19 protein-coding genes and 3 pseudogenes are annotated in these 21,087 nt (G+C 73.1%); 7 read left to right on the forward strand and 15 right to left on the reverse strand.

The genetic code is table 11. From position 1 onward, the window contains the following. From OTB19_RS08410 to OTB19_RS08430, 5 genes and pseudogenes are all read left to right on the forward strand, one after another. Positions 1–355, forward strand: a pseudogene (locus tag OTB19_RS08410) (hypothetical protein); the annotation flags it as partial. Positions 356–408: 53 nt separating this feature from the next. After that, positions 409–1,260, forward strand: a complete 852-nt coding sequence (locus tag OTB19_RS08415; protein WP_267797422.1) for a LytR/AlgR family response regulator transcription factor — start codon at positions 409–411, stop codon at positions 1,258–1,260. A 167-nt stretch (positions 1,261–1,427) separates the two neighbouring features. Continuing rightward, positions 1,428–1,703, forward strand: a complete 276-nt coding sequence (locus OTB19_RS08420; protein WP_267797423.1) for a hypothetical protein — start codon at positions 1,428–1,430, stop codon at positions 1,701–1,703. A 189-nt stretch (positions 1,704–1,892) separates the two neighbouring features. Next, complete coding sequence (locus tag OTB19_RS08425; protein WP_267797424.1) at positions 1,893–3,623, forward strand: cation acetate symporter; 1,731 nt, start codon at positions 1,893–1,895, stop codon at positions 3,621–3,623. Further along, positions 3,620–4,882, forward strand: coding sequence for a sensor histidine kinase (locus OTB19_RS08430; protein ID WP_420716810.1), 1,263 nt, complete (start codon positions 3,620–3,622; stop codon positions 4,880–4,882). The genes OTB19_RS08425 and OTB19_RS08430 overlap by 4 nt, the downstream gene beginning before the upstream one ends. A gap of 128 nt (positions 4,883–5,010) precedes the next feature. Here OTB19_RS08430 and hemC read toward each other — a convergent pair. The 3 genes and pseudogenes from hemC to OTB19_RS08450 all read right to left on the reverse strand — a co-directional run. Next, positions 5,011–6,028 (reverse strand): annotated as a pseudogene (hemC, locus tag OTB19_RS43570) (hydroxymethylbilane synthase). Positions 6,029–6,113: 85 nt separating this feature from the next. Next, positions 6,114–7,556 (reverse strand): GuaB1 family IMP dehydrogenase-related protein, encoded by a 1,443-nt coding sequence (locus OTB19_RS08445; RefSeq protein WP_267797425.1) that lies wholly within the window; start codon positions 7,554–7,556, stop codon positions 6,114–6,116. 236 nt (positions 7,557–7,792) lie between these two features. Then, a pseudogene (locus OTB19_RS08450) lies at positions 7,793–8,089 on the reverse strand (XdhC family protein); the annotation flags it as partial. Here OTB19_RS08450 and OTB19_RS08455 point away from each other — a divergent pair. After that, positions 8,082–8,330 (forward strand): hypothetical protein, encoded by a 249-nt coding sequence (locus OTB19_RS08455; RefSeq protein ID WP_267797426.1) that lies wholly within the window; start codon positions 8,082–8,084, stop codon positions 8,328–8,330. The pseudogene OTB19_RS08450 and the gene OTB19_RS08455 sit on opposite strands and share 8 nt — an antisense overlap. A gap of 39 nt (positions 8,331–8,369) precedes the next feature. On the opposite strand, the gene OTB19_RS08460 is transcribed toward OTB19_RS08455, so the two are convergent. The 7 genes from OTB19_RS08460 to fmt all read right to left on the reverse strand — a co-directional run bounded on the left by OTB19_RS08460 (position 8,370) and on the right by fmt (position 14,171). After that, positions 8,370–8,798 carry a barstar family protein gene (locus OTB19_RS08460; RefSeq protein ID WP_267797427.1) on the reverse strand — a complete coding sequence of 143 codons (429 nt, stop codon included), beginning with the start codon at positions 8,796–8,798 and terminating at the stop codon, positions 8,370–8,372. Continuing rightward, entirely contained in the window at positions 8,795–9,253 is a 459-nt protein-coding gene (locus OTB19_RS08465) for a ribonuclease domain-containing protein (RefSeq protein WP_267797428.1), read from the reverse strand. The genes OTB19_RS08460 and OTB19_RS08465 overlap by 4 nt, the downstream gene beginning before the upstream one ends. Positions 9,254–9,302: 49 nt before the next feature. Next, entirely contained in the window at positions 9,303–9,524 is a 222-nt protein-coding gene (locus tag OTB19_RS08470) for a CarD family transcriptional regulator (RefSeq protein WP_267797429.1), read from the reverse strand. A 95-nt stretch (positions 9,525–9,619) separates the two neighbouring features. After that, positions 9,620–10,633 (reverse strand): sugar-binding transcriptional regulator, encoded by a 1,014-nt coding sequence (locus OTB19_RS08475; RefSeq protein WP_267797527.1) that lies wholly within the window; start codon positions 10,631–10,633, stop codon positions 9,620–9,622. Between the two features lie 138 nt (positions 10,634–10,771). Continuing rightward, positions 10,772–11,458 (reverse strand): ribulose-phosphate 3-epimerase, encoded by a 687-nt coding sequence (gene rpe, locus OTB19_RS08480; RefSeq protein ID WP_267797430.1) that lies wholly within the window; start codon positions 11,456–11,458, stop codon positions 10,772–10,774. 210 nt (positions 11,459–11,668) lie between these two features. Then, positions 11,669–13,165, reverse strand: coding sequence for an RsmB/NOP family class I SAM-dependent RNA methyltransferase (locus tag OTB19_RS08485; protein WP_420716811.1), 1,497 nt, complete (start codon positions 13,163–13,165; stop codon positions 11,669–11,671). Between the two features lie 61 nt (positions 13,166–13,226). Continuing rightward, on the reverse strand, positions 13,227–14,171 hold the full coding sequence (gene fmt, locus OTB19_RS08490) for a methionyl-tRNA formyltransferase (RefSeq protein WP_267797431.1): 945 nt from the start codon (positions 14,169–14,171) through the stop codon (positions 13,227–13,229). A gap of 285 nt (positions 14,172–14,456) precedes the next feature. On the opposite strand from fmt, the gene OTB19_RS08495 reads away from it, so the two are divergent. Further along, positions 14,457–14,999 carry a hypothetical protein gene (locus OTB19_RS08495; protein WP_267797432.1) on the forward strand — a complete coding sequence of 181 codons (543 nt, stop codon included), beginning with the start codon at positions 14,457–14,459 and terminating at the stop codon, positions 14,997–14,999. Positions 15,000–15,218: 219 nt separating this feature from the next. On the opposite strand, the gene OTB19_RS08500 is transcribed toward OTB19_RS08495, so the two are convergent. The 5 genes from OTB19_RS08500 to gmk all read right to left on the reverse strand — a co-directional run bounded on the left by OTB19_RS08500 (position 15,219) and on the right by gmk (position 21,077). Beyond that, positions 15,219–17,354, reverse strand: coding sequence for a primosomal protein N' (locus OTB19_RS08500; protein WP_267797433.1), 2,136 nt, complete (start codon positions 17,352–17,354; stop codon positions 15,219–15,221). A gap of 94 nt (positions 17,355–17,448) precedes the next feature. Next, positions 17,449–18,657, reverse strand: coding sequence for a methionine adenosyltransferase (gene metK, locus OTB19_RS08505; RefSeq protein WP_267797434.1), 1,209 nt, complete (start codon positions 18,655–18,657; stop codon positions 17,449–17,451). Between the two features lie 195 nt (positions 18,658–18,852). Continuing rightward, positions 18,853–20,082: a bifunctional phosphopantothenoylcysteine decarboxylase/phosphopantothenate--cysteine ligase CoaBC gene (gene coaBC / locus OTB19_RS08510; RefSeq protein ID WP_267797435.1), complete on the reverse strand. Its 1,230-nt coding sequence runs from the start codon at positions 20,080–20,082 to the stop codon at positions 18,853–18,855. Between the two features lie 97 nt (positions 20,083–20,179). Continuing rightward, the gene (rpoZ, locus tag OTB19_RS08515) at positions 20,180–20,452 is read right to left on the reverse strand and encodes a DNA-directed RNA polymerase subunit omega (protein ID WP_030879741.1); all 273 of its coding nucleotides are present in this window, start codon (positions 20,450–20,452) and stop codon (positions 20,180–20,182) included. 61 nt (positions 20,453–20,513) lie between these two features. Further along, positions 20,514–21,077 carry a guanylate kinase gene (gmk, locus tag OTB19_RS08520; RefSeq protein WP_053676614.1) on the reverse strand — a complete coding sequence of 188 codons (564 nt, stop codon included), beginning with the start codon at positions 21,075–21,077 and terminating at the stop codon, positions 20,514–20,516. Positions 21,078–21,087: the final 10 nt, after the last annotated feature.

Genomic DNA, 21,087 nt, shown 5'->3' on the forward strand with positions numbered 1-21,087 from the left:
TGGCCCGGGGCGGCACGATGGGGTCGTGCCCAAGAACCCGCCCGACTCCACGCAGCACCACCTGCGACACCGGCTGACCGTCCACGCCCGCGCCCTCTGGCCCCAGGTCGAGTCCGTGCAGGTCCGATTCCGTGCCGGATTCGCCTACGTGGCCGCCGAGTCGAATGACGAGGACGAACCCGTCCCTCTGTGCCGTCCGCGTTTCGCCGGGACGCTGCACACCTGGGGCTTCGCTCTCTATCTCGCCAGTAGCGGCAAGTACGAGGACAACTTCCTCCCCACCGGCCTCCCCATCGGCAGTCCCGAGGACTGCCTTACCTGCGCCGGCACCCTCTACCTCGGCAGCCCGGCCTGACCGGCCCAACCCCCCTCCACGAACTTTCGCGGTGCAGCACTAGACTCGCCCCCATGCTGCGCGCACTGGCCGTCGACGACGAGAGACCCCTGCTGGAGGAACTCCTCTACCTGCTGCGTTCCGACCCGAGAGTCCGCAGCGCCGAGGGGGCCTCGGACGCCACCGAGGCACTGCGCCGGATCACGCGGGCGCTGGAGAGCGGCCCGGACGGCCCCGACGGCATCGACGTGGTCTTCCTCGACATCCACATGGCCGGGCTGACCGGCCTGGACATCGCCCGGCTGCTGGCCGGGTTCGCGCGTCCCCCGCTGATCGTGTTCGTCACCGCCCACGAGGGGTTCGCCGTCCAGGCCTTCGACCTCAAGGCGGTCGACTACGTGCTGAAGCCGGTCCGTCCCGAGCGGCTGGCCGAGGCCGTCCGCCGGGTCGGCGCCCAACTCGGCCGGGTACAGGAGCCGCCCGCCGCGGACCTCCCGACCCCCTCGACCGGGACGGACGGCGCCGCGCCGCCCGTCGCGGCGGCAGCGGGGCCCGGCCGCTCGCAGCCGGAGGTCGCCGTGGCCGACCGCGCGCCGGACCAGATCGCCGTCGAACTGGGCGGGGTCACCCGCTTCGTGGCCATCGCCGACATCGCCCACGTGGAGGCCCAGGGCGACTACGCCCGGCTGCACACCGACGAGGGCAGCCACCTGGTCCGGATCCCGTTGTCCACGCTGGAGGAACGCTGGGCGGCCCGCGGGTTCGTCCGGATCCACCGCAGGCACCTGGTGGCGCTGCGCCGGATCGACGAACTGCGCCTGGACGGCGGCGTCACGACCGTTCGGGTCGGCTCGGCGGAACTCCAGGTCAGCCGCCGCCACGCACGCGAACTCCGCGAACTCCTGATGCGCCAGGCCACCGGCTGACCTCCGGGACCGCCGACCGTCCGACGCGCCGTCCGACGCGCCGTTCATCGCGCCGGGGCGGGCGTACGGCGATGCCCGGGGCCCGTCGGTCGCACCGGTCGCCTCGGCGGCACCCGCGCCGGCCGGCCGCGCGTATCGTGGATCTTCCGGCGTGGGAGGAGCAGCGGTTGTCCGAGATCGAGGCGCTGTTGGACGCGCTGAGCGGACTGCCCCGGACCCGGCCCGCCGGACCCGCCGAGGCCGAGGCCCTGCTGGCCCGGCTGCGCAGCGCGGCCGCCCGCTGGGCCGACCTGTTGTACGAGGCCCACGACGGCACCCGCCGGCAGTTGCCGCCGCGCGCCGAGGCGGCCCTCATGCAGGCCTTCCGTCGCGCGGAGGAGTCGTACGTGGAGCTGGAGATCGCCCTGCGCGACTGCGCGGACCACCGCGATCCGGCCCGCTGAAGCACCCCGCCCGGGGCACCCCGGCCCGCGCCGCACGGGGAGGGCGCCGACGCGGCGGTGCGCGGCTTTCGCGGAGGTGCCGGAACGCGCCTGTTCGCCGGTGCGGGGCGCTGCATAGACTCCGAAAGTCCCCGCAGCCCGTCGCCCCTCCCCTCTCCCCACAGCCTCTCCCCGTCGAAGGACCGCCCGGTGAACCAGACGTACGCGCTGACCGCGGTCACCGTCGTCGTCCTGGTCACGGTGCTCGTCGGCGCGTTGGGCCTGCGGATATCCCGGACCACCTCCGATTTCTACGTCGCCTCGCGCACCGTGGGTCCCCGCCTGAACGCGGCGGCCATCAGCGGGGAGTACCTCTCCGCCGCCTCGTTCCTCGGCATCGCGGGGCTGGTGTTGCTCCAGGGGCCGCAGATGCTCTGGTATCCGGTCGGCTACACGGCCGGGTACCTGGTGTTGCTCGTGCTGGTGGCGGCCCCGTTGCGGCGCTCGGGGGCCTACACCCTGCCGGACTTCGCCGAGGCCCGGTTGGAGTCGCAGGCGGTGCGCCGGATCGCCGTGCTGTTCGTCGTCGGGGTCGGCTGGCTCTACCTGCTGCCCCAGTTGCAGGGCGCCGGGCTGACGTTGGAGATCCTCACCGGGGCCCCGACCTGGGCCGGCGGGCTGGTCGTGGCCGGTGTGGTGACGACGGCCGTGGGGGCCGGCGGGATGCGCAGCATCACCTTCGTCCAGGCCTTCCAGTACTGGCTCAAACTCACCGCCCTGCTGGTGCCGGCCTTCTTCCTGATCGCGGCCTGGGCCGGGGACGGGGCCCCGCGTGCGGGCTTCGACGCACCGGCGGTCTTCCGTGAGCACACCGCCGTGACGGTGGGCGAGGACCTGCGGATCGCGCTGGACGAGCCGTTGGCCGTGACGGTGACCGGGCGGGTGGACGGGCGCGCCGTCGAGGGCGAGTCGCTGGTCCTGGCCACCGGGCAGCACTCGGTACGGGCGGGCACCCGGCTGGAGTTCGCGCCGGACAGCCGGGTGCCCGACGCCCGCGCGGAGTCCGGCCCGGGCCCGGCCGGCTGGTCGGAGCCGCTGTCCGGGGAGCGGCGGGGGCATCAGCTGTACGCCACGTACGGACTGATCCTGGCGACCTTCCTGGGCACGATGGGCCTGCCGCACGTCGCGGTGCGGTTCTACACGAGCCCGGACGGCCGGACCGCCCGGCGCACCACCCTGGTGGTGTTGGGGCTGGTCGGGATCTTCTACCTGCTGCCGCCGGTCTACGGGACGCTGGGCCGGATCTACACGCCCGAGCTGGCGCTGACCGGCGACGCGGACGCCGCCGTGCTGGTGCTGCCGGCTCGGATGGTGGGCGGGTTGCCCGGCGAGCTGCTGGGGGCGCTGTTGGCCGGGGGCGCGTTCGCGGCGTTCCTGTCGACGGCCTCGGGGTTGACGATGGCGGTGGCCGGGGTGCTGCACCAGGACGTGCTGCCCCGTCGCGGGGTGCTCAGCTTCCGGTTGGCGGTGGTGGTCGCGATGCTGGTGCCGCTGGTGGGCGCGGTGGCGGCGACGGCGGTACCGGTGGCGGACGCGGTGGGCCTGGCCTTCGCGGTGTCCGCGTCCTCGTTCTGCCCGCTGTTGGTGCTGGGCATCTGGTGGCGCGGGCTGACCCCGCCGGGGGCGGTCGCCGGGCTGGTCACCGGAGGCGGGGCGGCGTTGGGCGCGGTGGTGGCGACCCGCTGCGGGCTGGCGTCGCCGGGCTGGGCGCACACCCTGCTGGCCTGGCCGGCGGTGTGGTCGGTGCCGCTGGGCTTCCTGACGATGGTGGTGGTGTCGCTGGGCACGAGGTCCCGGATCCCGGCGGGGACCGCGGCGACGCTGGCGCGACTGCACCTGCCGGAGGACGTCGCCGGGCACCGGGCGGGGGACGCGCGGTGACGGGCGTCCTGGGCGCGGTGGTGGGCGCGGCGCCGGCCCTGGCGGGCGCGGCGCTGCTGTTGGGCCTGGGGTGGGCCGGGGGGCGGTGGCAGGCGGGGCGCGGCGACCGGGCGTCGGGGCCGGACCTCGGTACTCCCGTCGAGCGGGCCACCTTCCACACCTTGCACACGGCTTCGTTGGCCGCTCCCCCGCTGCGGGCCGGCCTGACCGAGGACGCCGCACGCAAGGCCGCCAGGCGGCTGCGGTCGCTGCTCGGCACGGAGGCGCTGTGTCTGACCGACCGGGAGGCGGTGTTGGCCTGGGACGGTCCGGGCGCCGACCACCACGAGCGGCGGGCGATGGCCCGGGTGACGGCGATGCTGGAGTCGGGGCGGAGCGTGAGCCTGCGCACCGACTGCCGGCAGCCGGGTTGTCCGCTGAAGTGGGCGGTGTTCGCTCCGCTGACCGGTGAGGACGGGATGTTGGGCACGCTCGTCGCGTACGGCTCGCGGGAGTCCGCGGTGCTGGTGCGGGCCGCGACGGAGGTCGCGCGCTGGGTTTCGGTCCAACTGGAGCTGTCGGAGCTGGACCGGTCGCGCACCCGGCTGATGGAGGCGGAGATCAAGGCGTTGCGGGCGCAGATCTCCCCGCACTTCATCTTCAACTCTCTGGCCGCGATCGCCTCGTTCGTCCGGACCGATCCGGAGCGCGCGCGGGACCTGCTGCTGGAGTTCGCGGACTTCACCCGCTACTCGTTCCGTCGGCACGGCGACTTCACCACGCTGGCCGAGGAGTTGCGTTCCATCGAGCAGTACCTGGCCCTGGCGGGGGCCCGGTTCGGCGACCGGTTGAAGGTGACGCTGCGGGTGGCCCCGGAGGTGCTGCCGGTGGCGCTGCCCTTCCTGTGTCTGCAACCGCTGGTGGAGAACGCGGTCAAGCACGGGCTGGAGGACTCCACCGAGGAGTGTCGGATCACCATCGCGGCCCGGGACGAGGGCTCGGAGGCCGTGTTGACGATCGAGGACAACGGGGTGGGCATGGATCCGGCGCTGCTGCGGCGGATCCTGGCCGGGGAGCGGTCCGGCTCCTCCTCGGGCGTCGGCCTGCCGAACGTCGACGAGCGGATGCGGCAGGTGTACGGGGACGAGTACGGGCTCGTCATCGAGACGGGCGTGGGCGCCGGCATGAAGATCACCGTGCGGATCCCCAAGTACCGCGCGGGCGTGCACACGTCCACGCCCGGTGAACCGGGCCCCCCGCCGGGCCGGCACCGGCACTGACCGGACTCGGGCGGGGTCTCCGGTCCGGGCCTGGCGCGGCCGGCGACGCCCGCGGTTCGGGCGCGGGGCGCGCCGGGTCCGGCTCGGGCGGGCCGCTCCGGGCCGCGACGGGCGGGCCCGCGCGGCCGTCAGAGGGCGGCGCGTACCGCGTCGAGGATCTCGCGGGCGCCCTCGTCGATCAGTTCACCGGCCAGGGCGGCGCCGATCTTCTCGGGCGCGTCCGCGGGCCCGGTGAGGGTTCCCGACACCCTGCGGCGGCCGTCGAGGGAGGTGACCTGGGCGTGGAGGGTGAGGGTGCCGTCGGGCGCGGTGCGGGCGTGGGCTCCCACGGGGACGCTGCACCCGCCGTGCAGTTCGGCGAGCAGGGCGCGCTCCGCGCGCACCCGGGCATCGGTGTCGAGGTCGCCGACCGTGGAGAGGATCTCGCGCAGCGCGGCGGACTCCTCGCGGACCTGGATGCCGAGCGCGCCCTGTCCGGGTGACGGGGGGAAGTCCCCGAGCGGGAGGAACTCCCCGACGGCGTCCCCCAGTCCGAGCCGGTGCAGACCGGCGGCCGCGAGGACGACCGCGTCGAGACCCTCCGTCTGGATCTTGCGGAGCCTCGGCGGCACGTTGCCTCGGATCGGCACCACGTCGAGGTCGGGTCGGACGGCGAGGAGTTGGGCCTTGCGCCGGGCGGACCCGGTGCCGACGCGGGCTCCCTCGCGCAGTGCGGCGAGCGTGGATCCGCAGAGCGTCGCGCACGTCCTCGCGGACCGGCGGGGGAAGCAGGGTCAGGCCGGCCGGGCTCTCGGTGGGCAGGTCCTTGAGCGAGTGCACGACGACGTCCACGTCGCCGCGGACCAGCGCCGCCTCCTGTTCGCTGCTGAACGCCGAGCCGCCGCTGACGGCGGAGACGTCGGCCAGGAGCGAGCGGCGGTCCCGGTCCCCGCCTTCGAGGATCACCCGGTGGGTGAACGTCACGTCGGGGAACCGTTCGCGCAGCGGCGCGAGGAACTCGCGGACCTGGGTCCTGGCCAGATTGCTCGCGCGCGAGCCGACGAGATACGTGGTCACAGAAGAGCCTCTCGGATCCTGACGAGTTGTCACCAGGCTACGAGGGGCGGGATGGTGGTGATGCAGACAGCGGGTCGGGAAGCCCGCCACGAACGCCCGCGGCCCCGGACCGCCCGGAGGGGGCGGGCCCGGGGCCGCGGAAAGAACGCGCCGGTCAGGCGGGTGGCTGCAAGGCCTAGCTCCAGCTGGCGTGCAGCGGCTTGCCCTCGGCGTAGCCGGCGGCGGACTGGATGCCGACCACGGCCTTCTCCTCGAACTCCGCGAGGGAGCCCGCGCCCGCGTAGGTGCACGAGGAGCGCACGCCCGCGATGATCGAGTCGATCAGGTCCTCGACGCCCGGACGGGTCGGGTCGAGGAACATCCGCGAGGTGGAGATGCCCTCTTCGAAGAGGGCCTTGCGGGCCCGGTCGTAGGCCGACTCCTCGGAGGTTCGGTTGCGCACCGCGCGGGCCGAGGCCATGCCGAAGGACTCCTTGTAGAAGCGACCGTCGGCGGACTGCTGGAGGTCGCCCGGGGACTCGTACGTCCCGGCGAACCAGGAACCGATCATGACGTTCGAGGCGCCGGCGGCCAGCGCCATCGCCACGTCGCGCGGGTGGCGGACGCCGCCGTCGGCCCAGACGTGCTTGCCGTACTTCTTGGCCTCGGCCGCGCACTCCATCACCGCGGAGAACTGCGGGCGGCCCACGCCGGTCATCATGCGGGTGGTGCACATGGCGCCGGGGCCCACACCGACCTTGATGATGTCGGCGCCGGCCTCGATGAGGTCCTTGACGCCCTCGGCGGCGACGATGTTGCCCGCCACGATCGGGACCTGCGGGTCCAGCGCGCGGACGGCCTTGATCGCGTTGATCATCGACTCCTGGTGGCCGTGGGCCGTGTCGATCACGATCGTGTCGACGCCCGCGTCGAGGAGCTGCTTGGCCTTGGCCGCGAAGTCGCCGTTGATGCCGACGGCGGCCGCGATGCGCAGCTTGCCCTGAGCGTCGGTGGCGGGGGTGTACAGGGTCGCGCGCAGGGCGCCCTTGCGGGTCAGGATCCCGACGAGCCTGCCGTCCTTGTCGACGGCCGGGGCCAGCTTGCGGTGGCCGGCGTCGAGCTTGTTGAAGGCCTCGCGGGGGTCGATGTCGGCGTCGATGAGCAGCAGCTCCTTCGACATGACCTCGGAGAGCTGGGTGAAGCGGTCCACGCCGGTCAGGTCGTGGTCGGTGACGACGCCGATGGGGCGGTTGTCGGCGTCGACGACGATGCCGGCGCCGTGGGCCCGCTTGGGCAGCAGGGACAGCGCGTCGGCGACGGTCTGGGTGGGCGCCAGGGTGATCGGGGTGTCGAGCACGTGGTGGCGGGTCTTCACCCAGGAGATGACGTCGGTGACGACGTCGATGGGGATGTCCTGCGGGATGACGACGATGCCGCCGCGGCGGGCGACGGTCTCGGCCATCCGGCGCCCCGCGATGGCGGTCATGTTCGCCACGACGAGCGGAATGGTGGTGCCGGTGCCGTCGGGCGAGGACAGGTCCACGGCCTGGCGGGAGCCGACCGCGGAGCGGCTCGGCACCATGAACACATCGTCGTACGTCAGGTCGTACGGCGGCTTCAGGTCATTGAGGAAACGCACGTGCTGAACATCCCAGTCGTTCGGAGGAGCCCGTCATGCCCAGGCGGGGCAGCCGAGGAAACGCACGTACTTCATTCTCCCATGTCCTGGTGTTCGTGCCGCCCGGGTCGATCGTCCAGGACATGCCGGGCCGGGTGGTTCTTTCCTACGGGACGTTGGTCCCGAACCGGGCGGGCCGGTGCGGTCGGGCGCGGGAATCGGGGGTTCCGGTCGGTGGCAGCCTACTCGGCGGCGATGGCCAGGGCGGCCTCCGTCACCCCCTCCTCCCGCCGTCGTCCGGCCCGCTCGGTGTGGGTGCGCCGGAAACCCATGGCCCCCACGTAGGCCAGGGGCAGCCCGAGGGCCAGGGCGAGCAGCGGGACGTCGAACTTGGCGTCGTGGGTCAGGACGCAGACCGCCGTACGGGCGTCCAGGCGCCCGGCCTCCCATTCCGCGGCGAGGTGCCGGTGCGGCCAGTCGACGATCACCTCGTCGGCGTCCGGGAAGCGGGCCGGTGTGGTGAAGACGGGCCGGGCGTCGCAGACGGTGGGCCGGGGCATCACCGAGAAGCAGCGCCGCCGCTGGGTGGACCTGCTGCTGGACACCGCCGACGAGGTCAAGCTCCCGACGGACCCCGAGTTCCGGGCGGTCTTCGTCTACTACATCGAATGGGGGACCCGGATGGCGCTGATCTACTCGGGCGCCAATCCCCCGCCGGTCGACGCGGCCGACATCCCGGTCTGGTCCTGGGGCCAGACCCCGCCGTGGCTCCCCAAGCCACCCAAGACCCCGTGACCCGGTGGGGCCCCGGCCCCCACCTTCCCGCCCGTCGGGTCAGTCCCGCCGGGGTCCGCGGCGCGGAGGCCGGGGCGATTCCCCGCGATCCGTCGCCGCCCCGTCCGCCAACAGCACGGTCAGCGGGGACGGCGGTCCGTCGTCGCCGCGCGCCCAGAAGTCCACGGCCTCCTCCAGGATCTCCCGCAGGGTCTCCCAGTCGCCCGGTCGGGCCCGCTCGTACCCGCGCCAGGAGGTCACCGCGACCAGTCGCCCCGGCGCCGCCGGCAGCCACGACAGGTCGATCAGCGCGTCCGCTAGCGCGTCCCAGTTGCCGCCGAACCACTCCGGGACCCGCAGCGCCTCGCCGACGCGCCGCATCAGCTCGGCCTTGCTCCGTACCCCGTCCAGGTCCAGCCGCAGGGTCGTCCACCCCGCCTCCCGGGCGGCGGCGAGGGCCGGTTCGAGCGGCTGCGCTTCGAGGGTCATCGGAGAACCGCCTTGAAGGTCTCGTAGTGGTCGTCCGTGTAGAAGAACTCCCCGCCCTCGCCCGTCACGGTCCGCCGGGCCCCGCGGTCGCGCGCCCCCGGTGTCGTCACGGTGAACTCGTGGTAGTGGCCGCGCTTCTGGCGGGGCAGTGCCTTCTCGAAGTTCCCGAAGACGGTCCCGTCCTGCCGGTAGGGGTACGGCCCGCCCTTGTCGATCAGCGCCAGTACCTCACGCGCCTGCCGCGGCAGCGCGTCCGCGCGTACCGTGGCCATCCCCTTCGCCCACTTCGGCACGGCGGCGTCGCCCCCGGTGGGGGCGGAGGCCGTGGCGGGCGGGCTGGCGGCGGTGGGCGCGGGATTCTTCGCACCGCAGCCCGCCGCACCGACCAGCGCGACACAGAGGAACAGCGCCCCCAGCACACGCAGCAACGATCGGGGCACGTTCCGAAAGATCATGCACCGATCGTGCCAAATATCCGATTCGCTCGCGAATCGCCCGGTGGCCTCAGAGCGCGGCCATCTTGGTGTAGGGACTCAGGATTCGTTTCTGGACCGAGCCGAAGTCGACGAGAACGGCGATCCCCTCCTCGATACCGACGACACGGCCGAGACCGTGTTCGTCGTGAGTAACCCGGTCGCCCACGCTGAAGTGCCGCAAGGGCGCTTCCACAGGGGCCTTGAACGGGCTGGACGGCAAATGGCGGCGAGGTACTGCTGACTTTGTCATTGAACCCAGTATGCGCCCCACAGGCCGCCCCACGGTCCGCCGTTCGGATCTCAATTCCGGCACCATCCGCACCACCGACCCCCGACGGGGCCCGGTCAGTCGTCCGGGTCGGCCCGTTCCAGCGCCGGCCGGAGCCCCGGCGCGGATTCGGTGAGCAGGTAGTCGGCCACCGCCGTGTCCGTGACGAGGCTGGTCACCAGGCCCGACCGGAGCACCGCCCCGATCGCGGAGGCCTTGCGCAGCCCACCGGCGATCGCCACGACCTCGGGGATCCGACGCAGTCGGTCGGCCTCGACGGTGATGCACCGCTCGCCGAGGTCCCGTCCGACCCGACGCCCCTCGGCGTCGAACAGATGCGCGGACATCTCGGCCGCGACGCCCAGGGAGGCGTAGTGCGCCCGTTCCTCGTCCGTGAGCATGTCGTGGACCGTGGAGATGCCCGTCTCCCAGGACCCGATGGAGACGGCGGCGACGGTCACCTTGTCGAAGTACTCGAAGGCCCGCGCGATGCCCGTCTGGCCGCGCAGCGCGGCGGCCGTCGCCGGGTCGGGCAGCAGCATGGGGGCGTAGATGGGGTGCGCGTCGCCGCCGGAGACCTGTGCGGCCCTGCGTACGGCCTCCACGGAGCCGCGCTCGGCGGTCCCAGCGTCGTACACGCCGGTCAGCTGGACCACCGTGCAGGGAGGCAGCCGGTGCAGGGAGGCGGCCATGTGAATGGTCGACCTGCCCCACGCCAGGCCCAGCACGTCGCCCTCGTTGACGAGTTCGCCGAGGAGGTCGGCCGCGACCGCGCCGAGGTTCTCCGGGTCGGGAGCGTCCTCGGTCGCGTCGGCCGGCGACTCCACGACGACCGCGTGGCGCAGCCCGTACCGCGCCCGGAGCGCGTCCGACCGCTCCGCGTCCAGCTCGGCCGGGACCCGGATCTCGATGCGCACGAGATCGCGTTCCAGCGCCGTCTCCAGGACCCGGGCCACCTTGAAGCGGCTCACGCCGAACTCCTCGGCGATCTGGATCTTGGACTTCCCCTCCAGGTAGAAGCGGCGCGCCATGGCCGCCGCCTGCACCAGCTCCGCGGGTCCCATCCGCAGGGCTGACCGTCCCGCCGACATTGCAGACACCGCGTTCTCCTCACTGCTGTTCACACTCTCGTGTTCACACTCTCGACTCGCCGTTCATCCTGTCAGATCCGACGGCCGTTGATCAGCCTGGACAGCTCCCGTTCACCGAGCTGTTCACCAAGCCTCGTCTCAGTGGTCGCAACCCCAGGGCGCGGCGGCGATGGCCGCACTCGCCTGCTCACGCAGCGTCCGCACCGCGGCGGCCGGGTCGACCGCGCCGTAGACCGCGCTCCCGGCGACGAACACGTCCGCGCCCGCCTCGGCGACCCGCTCGATCGTCGAGGCCGACACCCCGCCGTCGACCTGGAGCCAGAGCTCCAGCCCGTGCTTGGCGATCAGCTCCCGGGTACGCCGGATCTTGGGCAGCATGATGTCGAGGAAGGACTGCCCGCCGAAGCCGGGCTCGACCGTCATGATCAGCACCATGTCCAGCTCGGGGAGCAGGTCCTCGTACTGTTCGATCGGCGTGGCCGGCTTGAGCGCCATCGACGCCCGCGCCCCCTTGGCCCGGATCTCCCGCGCGAGGCGCACCGGCGCGGCGGCGGCCTCGGCGTGGAAGGTGACCGACCCGGCACCGGCCTCCACGTACTGCGGCGCCCAGCGGTCGGGGTCCTCGATCATGAGGTGCAGGTCGAGCGGGATGTCCGTGGCCCGGCTCAGGGACTCCACGATCGGCATGCCGAGGGTGAGGTTCGGGACGAAATGGTTGTCCATGACGTCGACGTGCAGCCAGTCGGCGCCCTCGACGGCCCTGGCCTCTTCGGCGAGCCGGGAGAAGTCGGCGGACAGGATGCTGGGGTTGATCTGAACGGCCATGCCCCAAGGTTGCCATGCCCCCGCCCGGTTCCGGCCATGACCCCGGAAGTCTCCGTAGGGTGCGGGACGTGCGAGTGATCATGGGTCTCGCCCCACTCGCCCCTCGTCACCACCCCTGGCACGGCCGCGCCGCGCGCCCCGCGGCCGCCGAGGTATCCCGCCACCGCCCCACCGCACGCCGCCCCCTCGACCGGGGGCGGCGGGCCGGCCTCAGGCCGTGCGGCGCAGCAGTGCCAGGTACATGGCGTCCGTACCGTGCAGGTGCGGCCAGAGCTGGACGTCCGGGCCGTCTCCCAGGGCCGGTACGCCGGCCATGTAGGGCCTGGCGTCGATCAGTTCGGCCGAGACGGGCGACGCGCCGGCGCCGCGCCCCTTCAGGACGTCGTCGACCACCACCCGGGTCTCCGCCAGGTGCGGGGAGCAGGTCGCGTAGCCGACGATCCCGCCGACGCGGACGGCCGAGAGCGCCTCCCGGAGCAGGCCGCGCTGGAGCGGCGCGAAGCGGTCCAGGTCCTCGGGGCGCCGCCGCCAGCGGGCCTCGGGGCGTCGCCGCAGGGCGCCGAGGCCGGAGCACGGGACGTCCATCAGGACCCGGTCGAAGGAACCCGGCAGCCACGGCGGGCGGGTGCCGTCGGCGGCGATGACCTGGTACGGGCCGGGGTTGCCGGCGAGCGCGTTCTCCACCAGGCGCGCCCGGTGCGGCTGCTTCTCGGAGGCCAGCAGGAAGGCGCCCCGGCGTGCGGCGAGCGCCGCCAGCAGGGCCGCCTTGCCGCCCGGGCCGGCGCAGCCGTCCAGCCACCGGGCGTCACGGCCCTCGATCGGGGCCGCCGCCAGGGCCATCGCCACCAGTTGGCTGCCCTCGTCCTGCACGCCGGCGCGCCCGTCGCGCACCGCCTCCAGCGCGCCCGGCTCGCCGCCCTCGGCCATCCGCACGGCGTACGGGGACCAGCGGCCGGGCAGGGCCGAGTCCTCGCCGACCGCCTCCAACAGTTCTTCGGTGGTGGACCGTCCGGGCCGCGCCACCAGGGTGACCTCAGGCCGCTCGTTGTCGGCCTCCAGGAGGTCCTCGATGCCCGCGCGGCCCCCGCCGAGGGCGTCCCACAGCGCGCTGACGACCCAGCGCGGGTGCGAGTGGTACACCGCCAGGTGCTGTTCCGCGTCGTCCTCGTACGGCGGGGCGACCTTCTCCAGCCAGCCGTCCAGGTCGTGCGCGGCGATCTTGCGCAGGACGGCGTTCACGAACTTGGCGCGCCCGTCGCCGAGCACCACCCGCGCCAGTTCCACGCTCGCGGACACCGCCGCGTGCGTCGGGATCCGCGTCCCCAGCAGTTGGTGGGCACCGAGCGAGAGCACGTCCAGCACCGGCGGGTCCACCTCCCGCAGCGGTCGGTCGATGCAGGCCTTGATGACCGCGTCGTACGTGCCCTGGCGGCGCAGCGTCCCGTACACCAGCTCGGTGGCCAGCGCCGCGTCGCGGGCCTGGAAGTTCTCGTCCTGGCGGGCCTTGCGCAGCAGCGGCGGCAGCACGAGGTTGGCGTACGCGTCCCGCTCCCCCACCGCCCGCAGCGCCTCGAAGGCCAGCATCCGCACGGGGTCCTTCTGCGGCCGGCGGTACGGCTTGCCCGGCTTGCCGCCCTGGCCTCCGGACGGCTTGCCTCCCCCGGCGGCGGCGGGTCGACGACGAGGCTGGCGAGGCTGTTCGCTCACGTGAAAGGTGCTCCGGATGTACGAGGTGCTACGGGTCTGCAGGGGTGGGGAACGACGGAGGTCAGCCTACGTCGACTCCTCCGAGGCGCTCGCCGGGCGCGATCCGCACCCCGCGCGCCCAGTCGGCGCCCTTCATCGGCTTCTTGCCCTGCGGCTGCACCCAGAGCAGCTCCACGGCGTGCGAACCGGTGCCGACGTACACGTTGTTCTTGGCCGGGGCGAGCACCCCGGGCTCCAGGTCCGTGCGGTCGGGCACCAGGCCGACCGAGATCAGCTTGAGCCGCTCGCCGCGGAAGACGGTCCACGCCCCGGGGGCGGGCGTGCAGCCGCGCACCACCCGGTCGGCGCGCAGCGCGGGGGCCTTCCAGTCGATCCGGGCGTCCTCCACGGTGATCTTCGGCGCGAGCGAGATCCCGTCGGCAGGCTGCTCGACGGCGCGCAGCGTCCCGTCCTCGATCCCGTCCATGGTGGCCGCCAGCAGACCGGCCCCGGCGAAGGCGAGTCGGGTCAGCAGGTCGCCGCTGGTGTCGGTCGGCCGGACCTCCTCGGTGAGGATCCCGTAGACCGGGCCGGAGTCGAGGCCCTCCTCGATCTGGAAGGTGGACGCGCCGGTGACCTGGTCCCCGGCCATGATCGACTGCTGTACGGGGGCCGCGCCGCGCCAGGCCGGAAGCAGCGAGAAGTGCAGGTTGACCCATCCCCGCCGGGGGATCTCCAGGGCGCTCTTGGGCAGCAGCGCCCCGTAGGCGACGACCGGGCAGCAGTCGGGGTCGATCTCGCGCAGCCGGGCCTGGAACTCGGGGTCGCGGGGCCGGGTGGGCTTGAGGACCTCGATCCCGGCCTCCTCGGCGCGCTCGGCGACGGGGCTCGCGGCGAGGCGTCGGCCACGACCCGCCGGTGCGTCGGGCCGGGTGACGACGGCGGCGACCTCGTGGCGCCCGGAGGCGATCAGGGCGTCCAGGGCGGGCACGGCGACCTCGGGGGTGCCTGCGAAGACGAGCTTCACCGGTTACTACCTCGCTCTCTCGGCTGTCAGCAGCACACCAGTCTATGGGGGTGCGCGCGAGGCGGCTCACCTGCGGCCCCCGGGTCCTGTCGGCGAGTGGCGCCGGTCGGGCCCAGGGGGCGTACGCACACGCGCGCGCCCCTCGCATATGCCGACACGCCCCCACAGCGTGACCTGGGCACCGGGTGGAGCGTTGGTCAAGAGAGATTGACCGAAACGGGCCGCGCATCACTACCGGTGTCTGCGGCTCCTCCGCTCTTCAGCACCGGTTCGAGAGGCTTCTTCATGGCCGACCACGCCACCCACGACGCCCAAGCACGGGCCAGCCTGCACCTCCTGGTGCGGGACATCGAGCGGGTTCGCCGGCAGGTGGATGCTCTGCGTACGCTCACCGCCCAGCTCGGCAACGTGTACCGCCCGCGCCGCTCAGGTCCCTCCACGGGCTTCGTCGTCTACGGAAGGGCGCCCGCGCCCACCGTCCGCCTCGCGCAGGAACTGCGGGACAGCGTCGAGACGCTGGTCACCGCGGCAGTGGACTTCGACCGCTCGCTCGGCTTCTCGTGGGACGCGGTCGGCTCGGCTCTCGGCGTCACCAAGCAGGCCGTGCACCGGCGTTACGGGGCCCGGCGCGCGCAGCCCGTCGAGGCGACCGAGCCGCAGCCCGAGGCGACCACCACCCGCACCCTGGGGCCGCTCCCCACGATCCCCGCAGCCCGCTCGGTACCGCCGCAGCCCGTGCGCGAGGAGTCGCAGGCGGGGGCCCAGGCCGCAGCCGCGGCGGGGTCGGTCCCCCGCTCACCGGCCTTCCCGGGACCGCGGAACAGCTGATCGCCCCCGCCGCCGGGACGCCGACACCCGACGGCCGGGCCGATCCGGCCGCAGTACAGCGGTTCCCGCCCCCGGCAGAGCGATCCGAACGGTCGCCCCGCCGGGGGCGTTCCACGTCCCGGCCGGCCGGCGCCGCCAACGCCCCCGGCTCTCCAGCTCTCCGGCTCTCCGGCTCTCCGGCTCTCCGCCGAGAACGACCCGGCCGCCCCCGCGCGGGCGTCAGCCGATGTCCGGCGGGTCGATCCTGACCCGCACCGACTCCGCCGCCGACACGCCCCGGGCCAGCCGAGCGGCCTGCGCCGACTTGAGCGCCGCCGCCAGGGCCGCGCCGTTGCCGGGCCGGACCCGAACCAGCGCCCGCTCGCCCGGGGAAGCCTCCCGGCGGCGCCCCGGCAGCGGTACCGGGCCCAGGATCTCCGCGTCCGACGGCAGGTCCGCGGCGGCCAGGAAGCCCTCCACCGCCTCCTTGCGGCCGATGACGGACGCCATGCGCGACACCGGCGGGAAGCGCAGCTCGGCGCGCTCGGCCAGCTCGCGCAGCGCGTGTCCCACGGGGTCCCACCTGACCAGCGCCTGTACCGGGCGCAGCGTGGGCTCGGCCACGATGACGACCTGGCCGCTGCCGCGCACCAGGGACGACGCGGCGATCCAGCGTCGGAGCGCCTCCTCACTCGCGCGCAGGTCGGGGAAGCCGAGCATCGCCCAGCCGTCCAGGAGCAGCGCGGCCGCGTAGCCGTCGCCCTCCGCCACGGGCTCCGCGCCCGGTGTGGAGACCACCAGGGCCGGGGCGTCGGGCACCCGGTCCAGCACGTGGTCGCGTCCGGAGGTGCGCACGGACACGGCGGGGAAGGCCCGCCCCAGTTCCTCGGCGGTGCGGCGCGCCCCGACCACCTGGGCCCGCAGGCGGAAGGATCCGCACTCCTCGCAGTGCCAGGCGCTCTCCTGTCGGCCGCACCATCCGCAGTGCAGCTCCCGCGCGTCGGGCGCCTCCAACGGGCCCGCGCAGGCCCCGCACCGCGCGGGGGTCCGGCACCGCTCGCAGGCCAGCCGGGGCACGTAACCGCGCCGGGGCACCTGGACGAGCACGGGCCCGGTCTTCAGGCCCTCCCGTACGGTCTCCCAGGCCAGGCTGGGCAGGCGGGCCGCGCGGGCCGCCTCGTCCCGCGCGAGGAGTTCGTCCCCGACGGTGCGGATGCGGGGCGCGTGCGCGCGTACCGTCGTCCGGTCGGCCACCAGCGGCCGGGCCCAGCCGGACTCGACGAGTTGGGCCGCCTCGACCGTGCAGCTCGTACCGCCCAGGAGGAAGGCGCAGCCCTCCGTCATCGAGCGCAGTTGCAGCACCTCCCGCACGTGCGGGAAGGGGGCGTTGTCGTCGCTGTGGCTGGAGTCCCCGTCGTCCCAGACGGCGACCAGCCCCAGGTCCCGGACGGGCGCGAACATGGCCGCGCGGGTCCCGATCACGGCCCGCACCGAGCCACGGTGCACCGAGAGCCACTGCGTGTAGCGCTTCTGGGGGCCCGATTCGGCGGTCAGCAGGGTGTGCAGCCCCTTGCCCACCAGCGCGGTCAGCGCCTCGTCCACGCGGGCGGCGGCGCGGCCGTCGGGGAGGACGGCCAGCGCGCCGCGGCCGGAGGCCAGGGTGGTCGCCATCGCGCGCGCCAGCTCGTCCGGCCAGTGCGGACCGGGCAACGCCGTCCACACGGTGCGGGGGCTCGCGCCGGACGCCAGCTCGCGCAGGAGGCCCGGTCCGGCCGGGTACCGCTCCCAGCCGCCCGGTTCGGGCACCCCGGGGGCGGGCCTCGGCTCCGGGGACGGCCGGCTCTCGGCCTGTCCGTGGCGCGGCGGGATCGCCAGTTGGAGGACGTCGGCGAGGCTGCCCGCGTAGCGCTGGGCCACGGCCCGGGCGAGCTTCTCCATCCGCGGGCTCAGCACCCGCTCGGGCGACACCACCTGGGCCAGTGCGGCGAGCGGCCCGTCGTAGTCCGTCTCCGCGATCCGCTCGATCACGAAACCGTCGATCAGGCCGCCGCCCTCGCGGCGTCCGTCGCGGACGCGGCCCTCTCCCGCGCCGAAGCGGACCCGGACCCGGACGCCCGGCTGGGCGTCCTCGGCCAGGTGCTCGGGGACGGCGTAGTCCCAGGTCTGGTCGAGGTGCAGGACACCCTTGTTGACGAGGATCCTGGCGATCGGCAGGTCCTTGGCCAGCGGCGCTCCCCGCCAGGTGCGGGGCTTGGCCTTCTCCTCGGCCGTCGCCTTGGCCTCGGCCACCATCCCCCGGATCAGCGCGAGCTGCTCCGGCGGACCACCGGGACTCCCGTCCTCGGGCCGCTCTTCGGAATCGCTCTCGCTGCTCACACCCGAATTCTTACCAAATGCCGGTGACAACGACGTACGGCCCCGGACCGAGGGGTCCGGGGCCGTACGTACGGGCGCGTCCGCGCCGGGGGTCCTACAGACCGGCGGCGGCGCGCAGGGCGTCGACGCGGTCGGTGCGCTCCCAGGTGAAGTCCGGCAGCTCGCGGCCGAAGTGGCCGTAGGCGGCGGTCTGCGCGTAGATCGGGCGCAGCAGGTCCAGGTCGCGGATGATGGCGGCCGGGCGGAGGTCGAAGACCTGGCCGATCGCCTCCTCGATCTTCTGGACGTCGACCTTGGCGGTGCCGAAGGTCTCCACGAAGAGACCGACCGGCTCGGCCTTGCCGATGGCGTACGCGACCTGCACCTCGCAGCGCGAGGCCAGCCCGGCGGCGACGACGTTCTTGGCGACCCAGCGCATGGCGTAGGCGGCCGAGCGGTCGACCTTGGACGGGTCCTTGCCGGAGAACGCGCCACCACCGTGACGGGCCATGCCGCCGTAGGTGTCGATGATGATCTTGCGGCCGGTGAGGCCGGCGTCGCCCATGGGGCCGCCGATCTCGAAGCGACCGGTCGGGTTCACCAGGAGGCGGTAGCCCTCGGTGTCGAGCTTGATGCCGTCCTCGATGAGCTGGGCCAGCACGTGCTCGACGACGAACTCGCGGATGTCCGGGGCGAGCAGCGAGTCCAGGTCGATGTCGGCGGCGTGCTGCGAGGACACGACGACCGTGTCCAGGCGCACGGCCTTGTCGCCGTCGTACTCGATGGTGACCTGGGTCTTGCCGTCGGGGCGCAGGTACGGGATGGTGCCGTTCTTGCGGACCTCGGACAGTCGGCGCGAGAGCTTGTGCGCGATGTGGATCGGGAGCGGCATCAGCTCGGGCGTCTCGTCGCAGGCGTACCCGAACATCAGGCCCTGGTCGCCGGCGCCCTGCTTGTCCAGCTCGTCCTCGTCGCCCTCGACCCGCTTCTCGTACGCGGTGTCGACGCCCTGCGCGATGTCGGGGGACTGCGCGCCGATGGACACCGACACGCCGCAGGAGGCGCCGTCGAAGCCCTTCTTCGAGGAGTCGTAGCCGATTTCGAGGATCTTGTCGCGGACGAGCTGCGCGATCGGGGCGTAGGCCTTCGTCGTCACCTCTCCCGCGATGTGCACGAGACCGGTGGTGATGAGGGTTTCCACGGCCACGCGCGAAGTCGGGTCCTCGGCGAGAAGCGCGTCGAGGATCGTGTCGCTGATCTGGTCAGCGATCTTGTCGGGGTGGCCCTCGGTCACGGACTCCGAGGTGAACAGGCGACGGGACACAACGCTCCCTGGGGTTGCAGCGGCTGCTGGCTGATCATTTGGCGGAACCACACCGGGGGCTGCGCCCGATCACGTTCCGAGTTGCAGTTTATCGGTCGCCGCCGTCTGTCGGACCACCCGTCTCGCCTTGTGGGAGCCGTGTGACCTGCGGCACTCCATTCTGACCCAGGAGTCTGCCTCCCGGAAGCGTCCCGTTCAGGCGCGTCGTGGCGCGAATCGGACCGCGACGTGATCCCAAATCACCTCGGCCAGTACGTCCTTCGGACCATACGGCACTGCCGCCTCCGTCCCATCGGAAGCGAGGACAACCGCCTCGTTCTCCTCCGAACCGAAGGTCTTGCTCTCACCCACTTCGTTGACGACGAGAAGGTCACATCCCTTGCGGCGGAGTTTCGAACGACCGTTCGCGAGGACGTCGTCCGTCTCGGCGGCGAACCCCACCACGACCTGTCCCTCCCGGGCCCGGTCGGCGGAGACCTCCGCGAGGACGTCGGGGTTGCGGACCAGCGCCACCGGCTCGGGCTCCTGGCCGTCCTTCTTCTTGATCTTGCCGTCCGCGTAATGGGCCGGCCGGAAGTCGGCGACGGCGGCGGCCATCACCACCGCGTCGGCGTCGGCGGCGGCCTTGAGGACCGCCTCGCGGAGCTGGAGGGCCGTGCCCACCCGTACGACGTCCACCCCGGCCGGGTCGGGCAGCGCGGTGTTGGCCGCGACCAGCGTGACGCGGGCGCCACGGGCGACGGCGGTGCGGGCGAGGGCGTAGCCCTGCTTGCCGGAGGAACGGTTGCCCAGGAACCGGACCGGGTCGAGCGGCTCCCGGGTGCCGCCGGCGCTGACCACCACGTGCCGGCCGGCCAGATCGGGGCCGGCGGCGCCGTCCGCGCGGCCGGCGCCCCGCAGGACGTGCCGGCAGACCTCGTAGATCTCCTCGGGGTCGGGCAGTCGCCCCTTGCCGGTGTCCTTGCCGGTGAGCCGGCCGACGGCGGGCTCGATGACGACGGCGCCCCGCCGGCGCAGCGTGGCAACGTTCTCCTGGGTGGCGGGGTGCTCCCACATCTCGGTGTGCATCGCGGGTGCGAAGACGACCGGACAGCGCGCGGTGAGCAGGGTGTTCGTCAGGAGGTCGTCCGCGAGCCCGTGGGCGGCCTTGGCGAGCATGTCGGCGGTGGCGGGGGCGACGACCACCAGGTCGGCTGTCTGGCCGATGCGGACGTGCGGCACCTCGTGCACGGACTCCCAGACCTGCTGGGAGGCCGGGTTTCCGGAGAGCGCGGCCCAGGTGGCCTCGCCGACGAAGTTGAGAGAGGCCGCGGTGGGCACCACCCGTACGTCGTGCCCGGACTCGGTCAGCCGACGCAGCAGCTCACAGGCCTTGTAGGCGGCGATTCCGCCACTGACCCCCAGCACGACCTTCGGCTTGCCCACCACACACTCCCCTTCGCGGAACGTCACTGACACCTATGACACACCACAGGCCCGACAGATGTTCTGCCGGGCCTGTGGTGAAAGGAATTCTCGGTGCTTACTGAGCCGGGGCCTCGATGGCCTCGGACGTCAGCAGACCCGCGTTGATCTCGCGCAGCGCGATCGAAAGCGGCTTCTCGTGGACGTGAGTGTCCACCAGCGGGCCGACGTACTCAAGCAGGCCCTCGCCGAGCTGCGAGTAGTACGCGTTGATCTGACGGGCACGCTTGGCCGCGTAGATCACGAGGCTGTACTTCGAGTCGGTGGCCTCGAGCAGCTCGTCGATCGGCGGGTTGATGATGCCCTCGGGCGCAGTCATGGAAGAGGACACGCTCTACCTTCCGAAGATGGGTGAAGAATCAAACATCGATCGAAAGAACATCGATCAACGATCAGACAACTTCCATCAAGGCTAGCAGCTCGCGCGCCACGTCCTCGACGGAGGTGTTGACAAGGGTGGTGTCGAACTCCGATTCGGCAGCGAGTTCGACCCGCGCCGCGCCGAGCCGACGCTCGATGACCTCGGCCGACTCGGTCCCGCGGCCGGTGAGCCGGCGGACCAGCTCCTCCCAGCTCGGCGGGGCGAGGAAGACCAGCTGAGCCTCGGGCATGGACTCGCGGACGAGTCGGGCGCCCTGGAGATCGATCTCCAGCAGGACCGGCTCGCCGTTCTCCAGGCGTTCCAGTACCGCGCCGCGCGGTGTGCCGTAGCGGTTGCCCGCGAACTCGGCCCACTCCAGCAGCTCGCCGTTGGCGATCAGCTTGTCGAACTCGTCGTCGTTGACGAAGAAGTAGTGGACTCCGTGTCGCTCACCGGGCCGCGGCTTGCGGGTGGTGGCCGACACCGAGAGCCATACCTCGGGGTGAACCTTGCGCATATGCGCGACGACCGTGCTCTTGCCGACCCCCGAGGGGCCGGAGAGCACGGTCAGCCGCGGACGAACCTCTGCTGCCATAGAGCGATTA

Origin of the sequence: Streptomyces sp. H27-H5 (assembly GCF_026627505.1) — a bacterium.
GTDB lineage: Bacteria > Actinomycetota > Actinomycetes > Streptomycetales > Streptomycetaceae > Streptomyces.

Coding starts and splice junctions, on each gene's coding strand:
- OTB19_RS08415 (WP_267797422.1), top strand. CDS start 409: ATGCTGCGCGCACTGGCCGTCGACGACGAGAGACCCCTGCTGGAGGAA.
- OTB19_RS08460 (WP_267797427.1), bottom strand. CDS start 8,798: ATGACCCTCGAAGCGCAGCCGCTCGAACCGGCCCTCGCCGCCGCCCGG.
- OTB19_RS08465 (WP_267797428.1), bottom strand. CDS start 9,253: ATGATCTTTCGGAACGTGCCCCGATCGTTGCTGCGTGTGCTGGGGGCG.
- OTB19_RS08470 (WP_267797429.1), bottom strand. CDS start 9,524: ATGACAAAGTCAGCAGTACCTCGCCGCCATTTGCCGTCCAGCCCGTTC.
- OTB19_RS08475 (WP_267797527.1), bottom strand. CDS start 10,633: ATGTCGGCGGGACGGTCAGCCCTGCGGATGGGACCCGCGGAGCTGGTG.
- rpe (WP_267797430.1), bottom strand. CDS start 11,458: ATGGCCGTTCAGATCAACCCCAGCATCCTGTCCGCCGACTTCTCCCGG.
- OTB19_RS08495 (WP_267797432.1), top strand. CDS start 14,457: ATGGCCGACCACGCCACCCACGACGCCCAAGCACGGGCCAGCCTGCAC.
- gmk (WP_053676614.1), bottom strand. CDS start 21,077: ATGGCAGCAGAGGTTCGTCCGCGGCTGACCGTGCTCTCCGGCCCCTCG.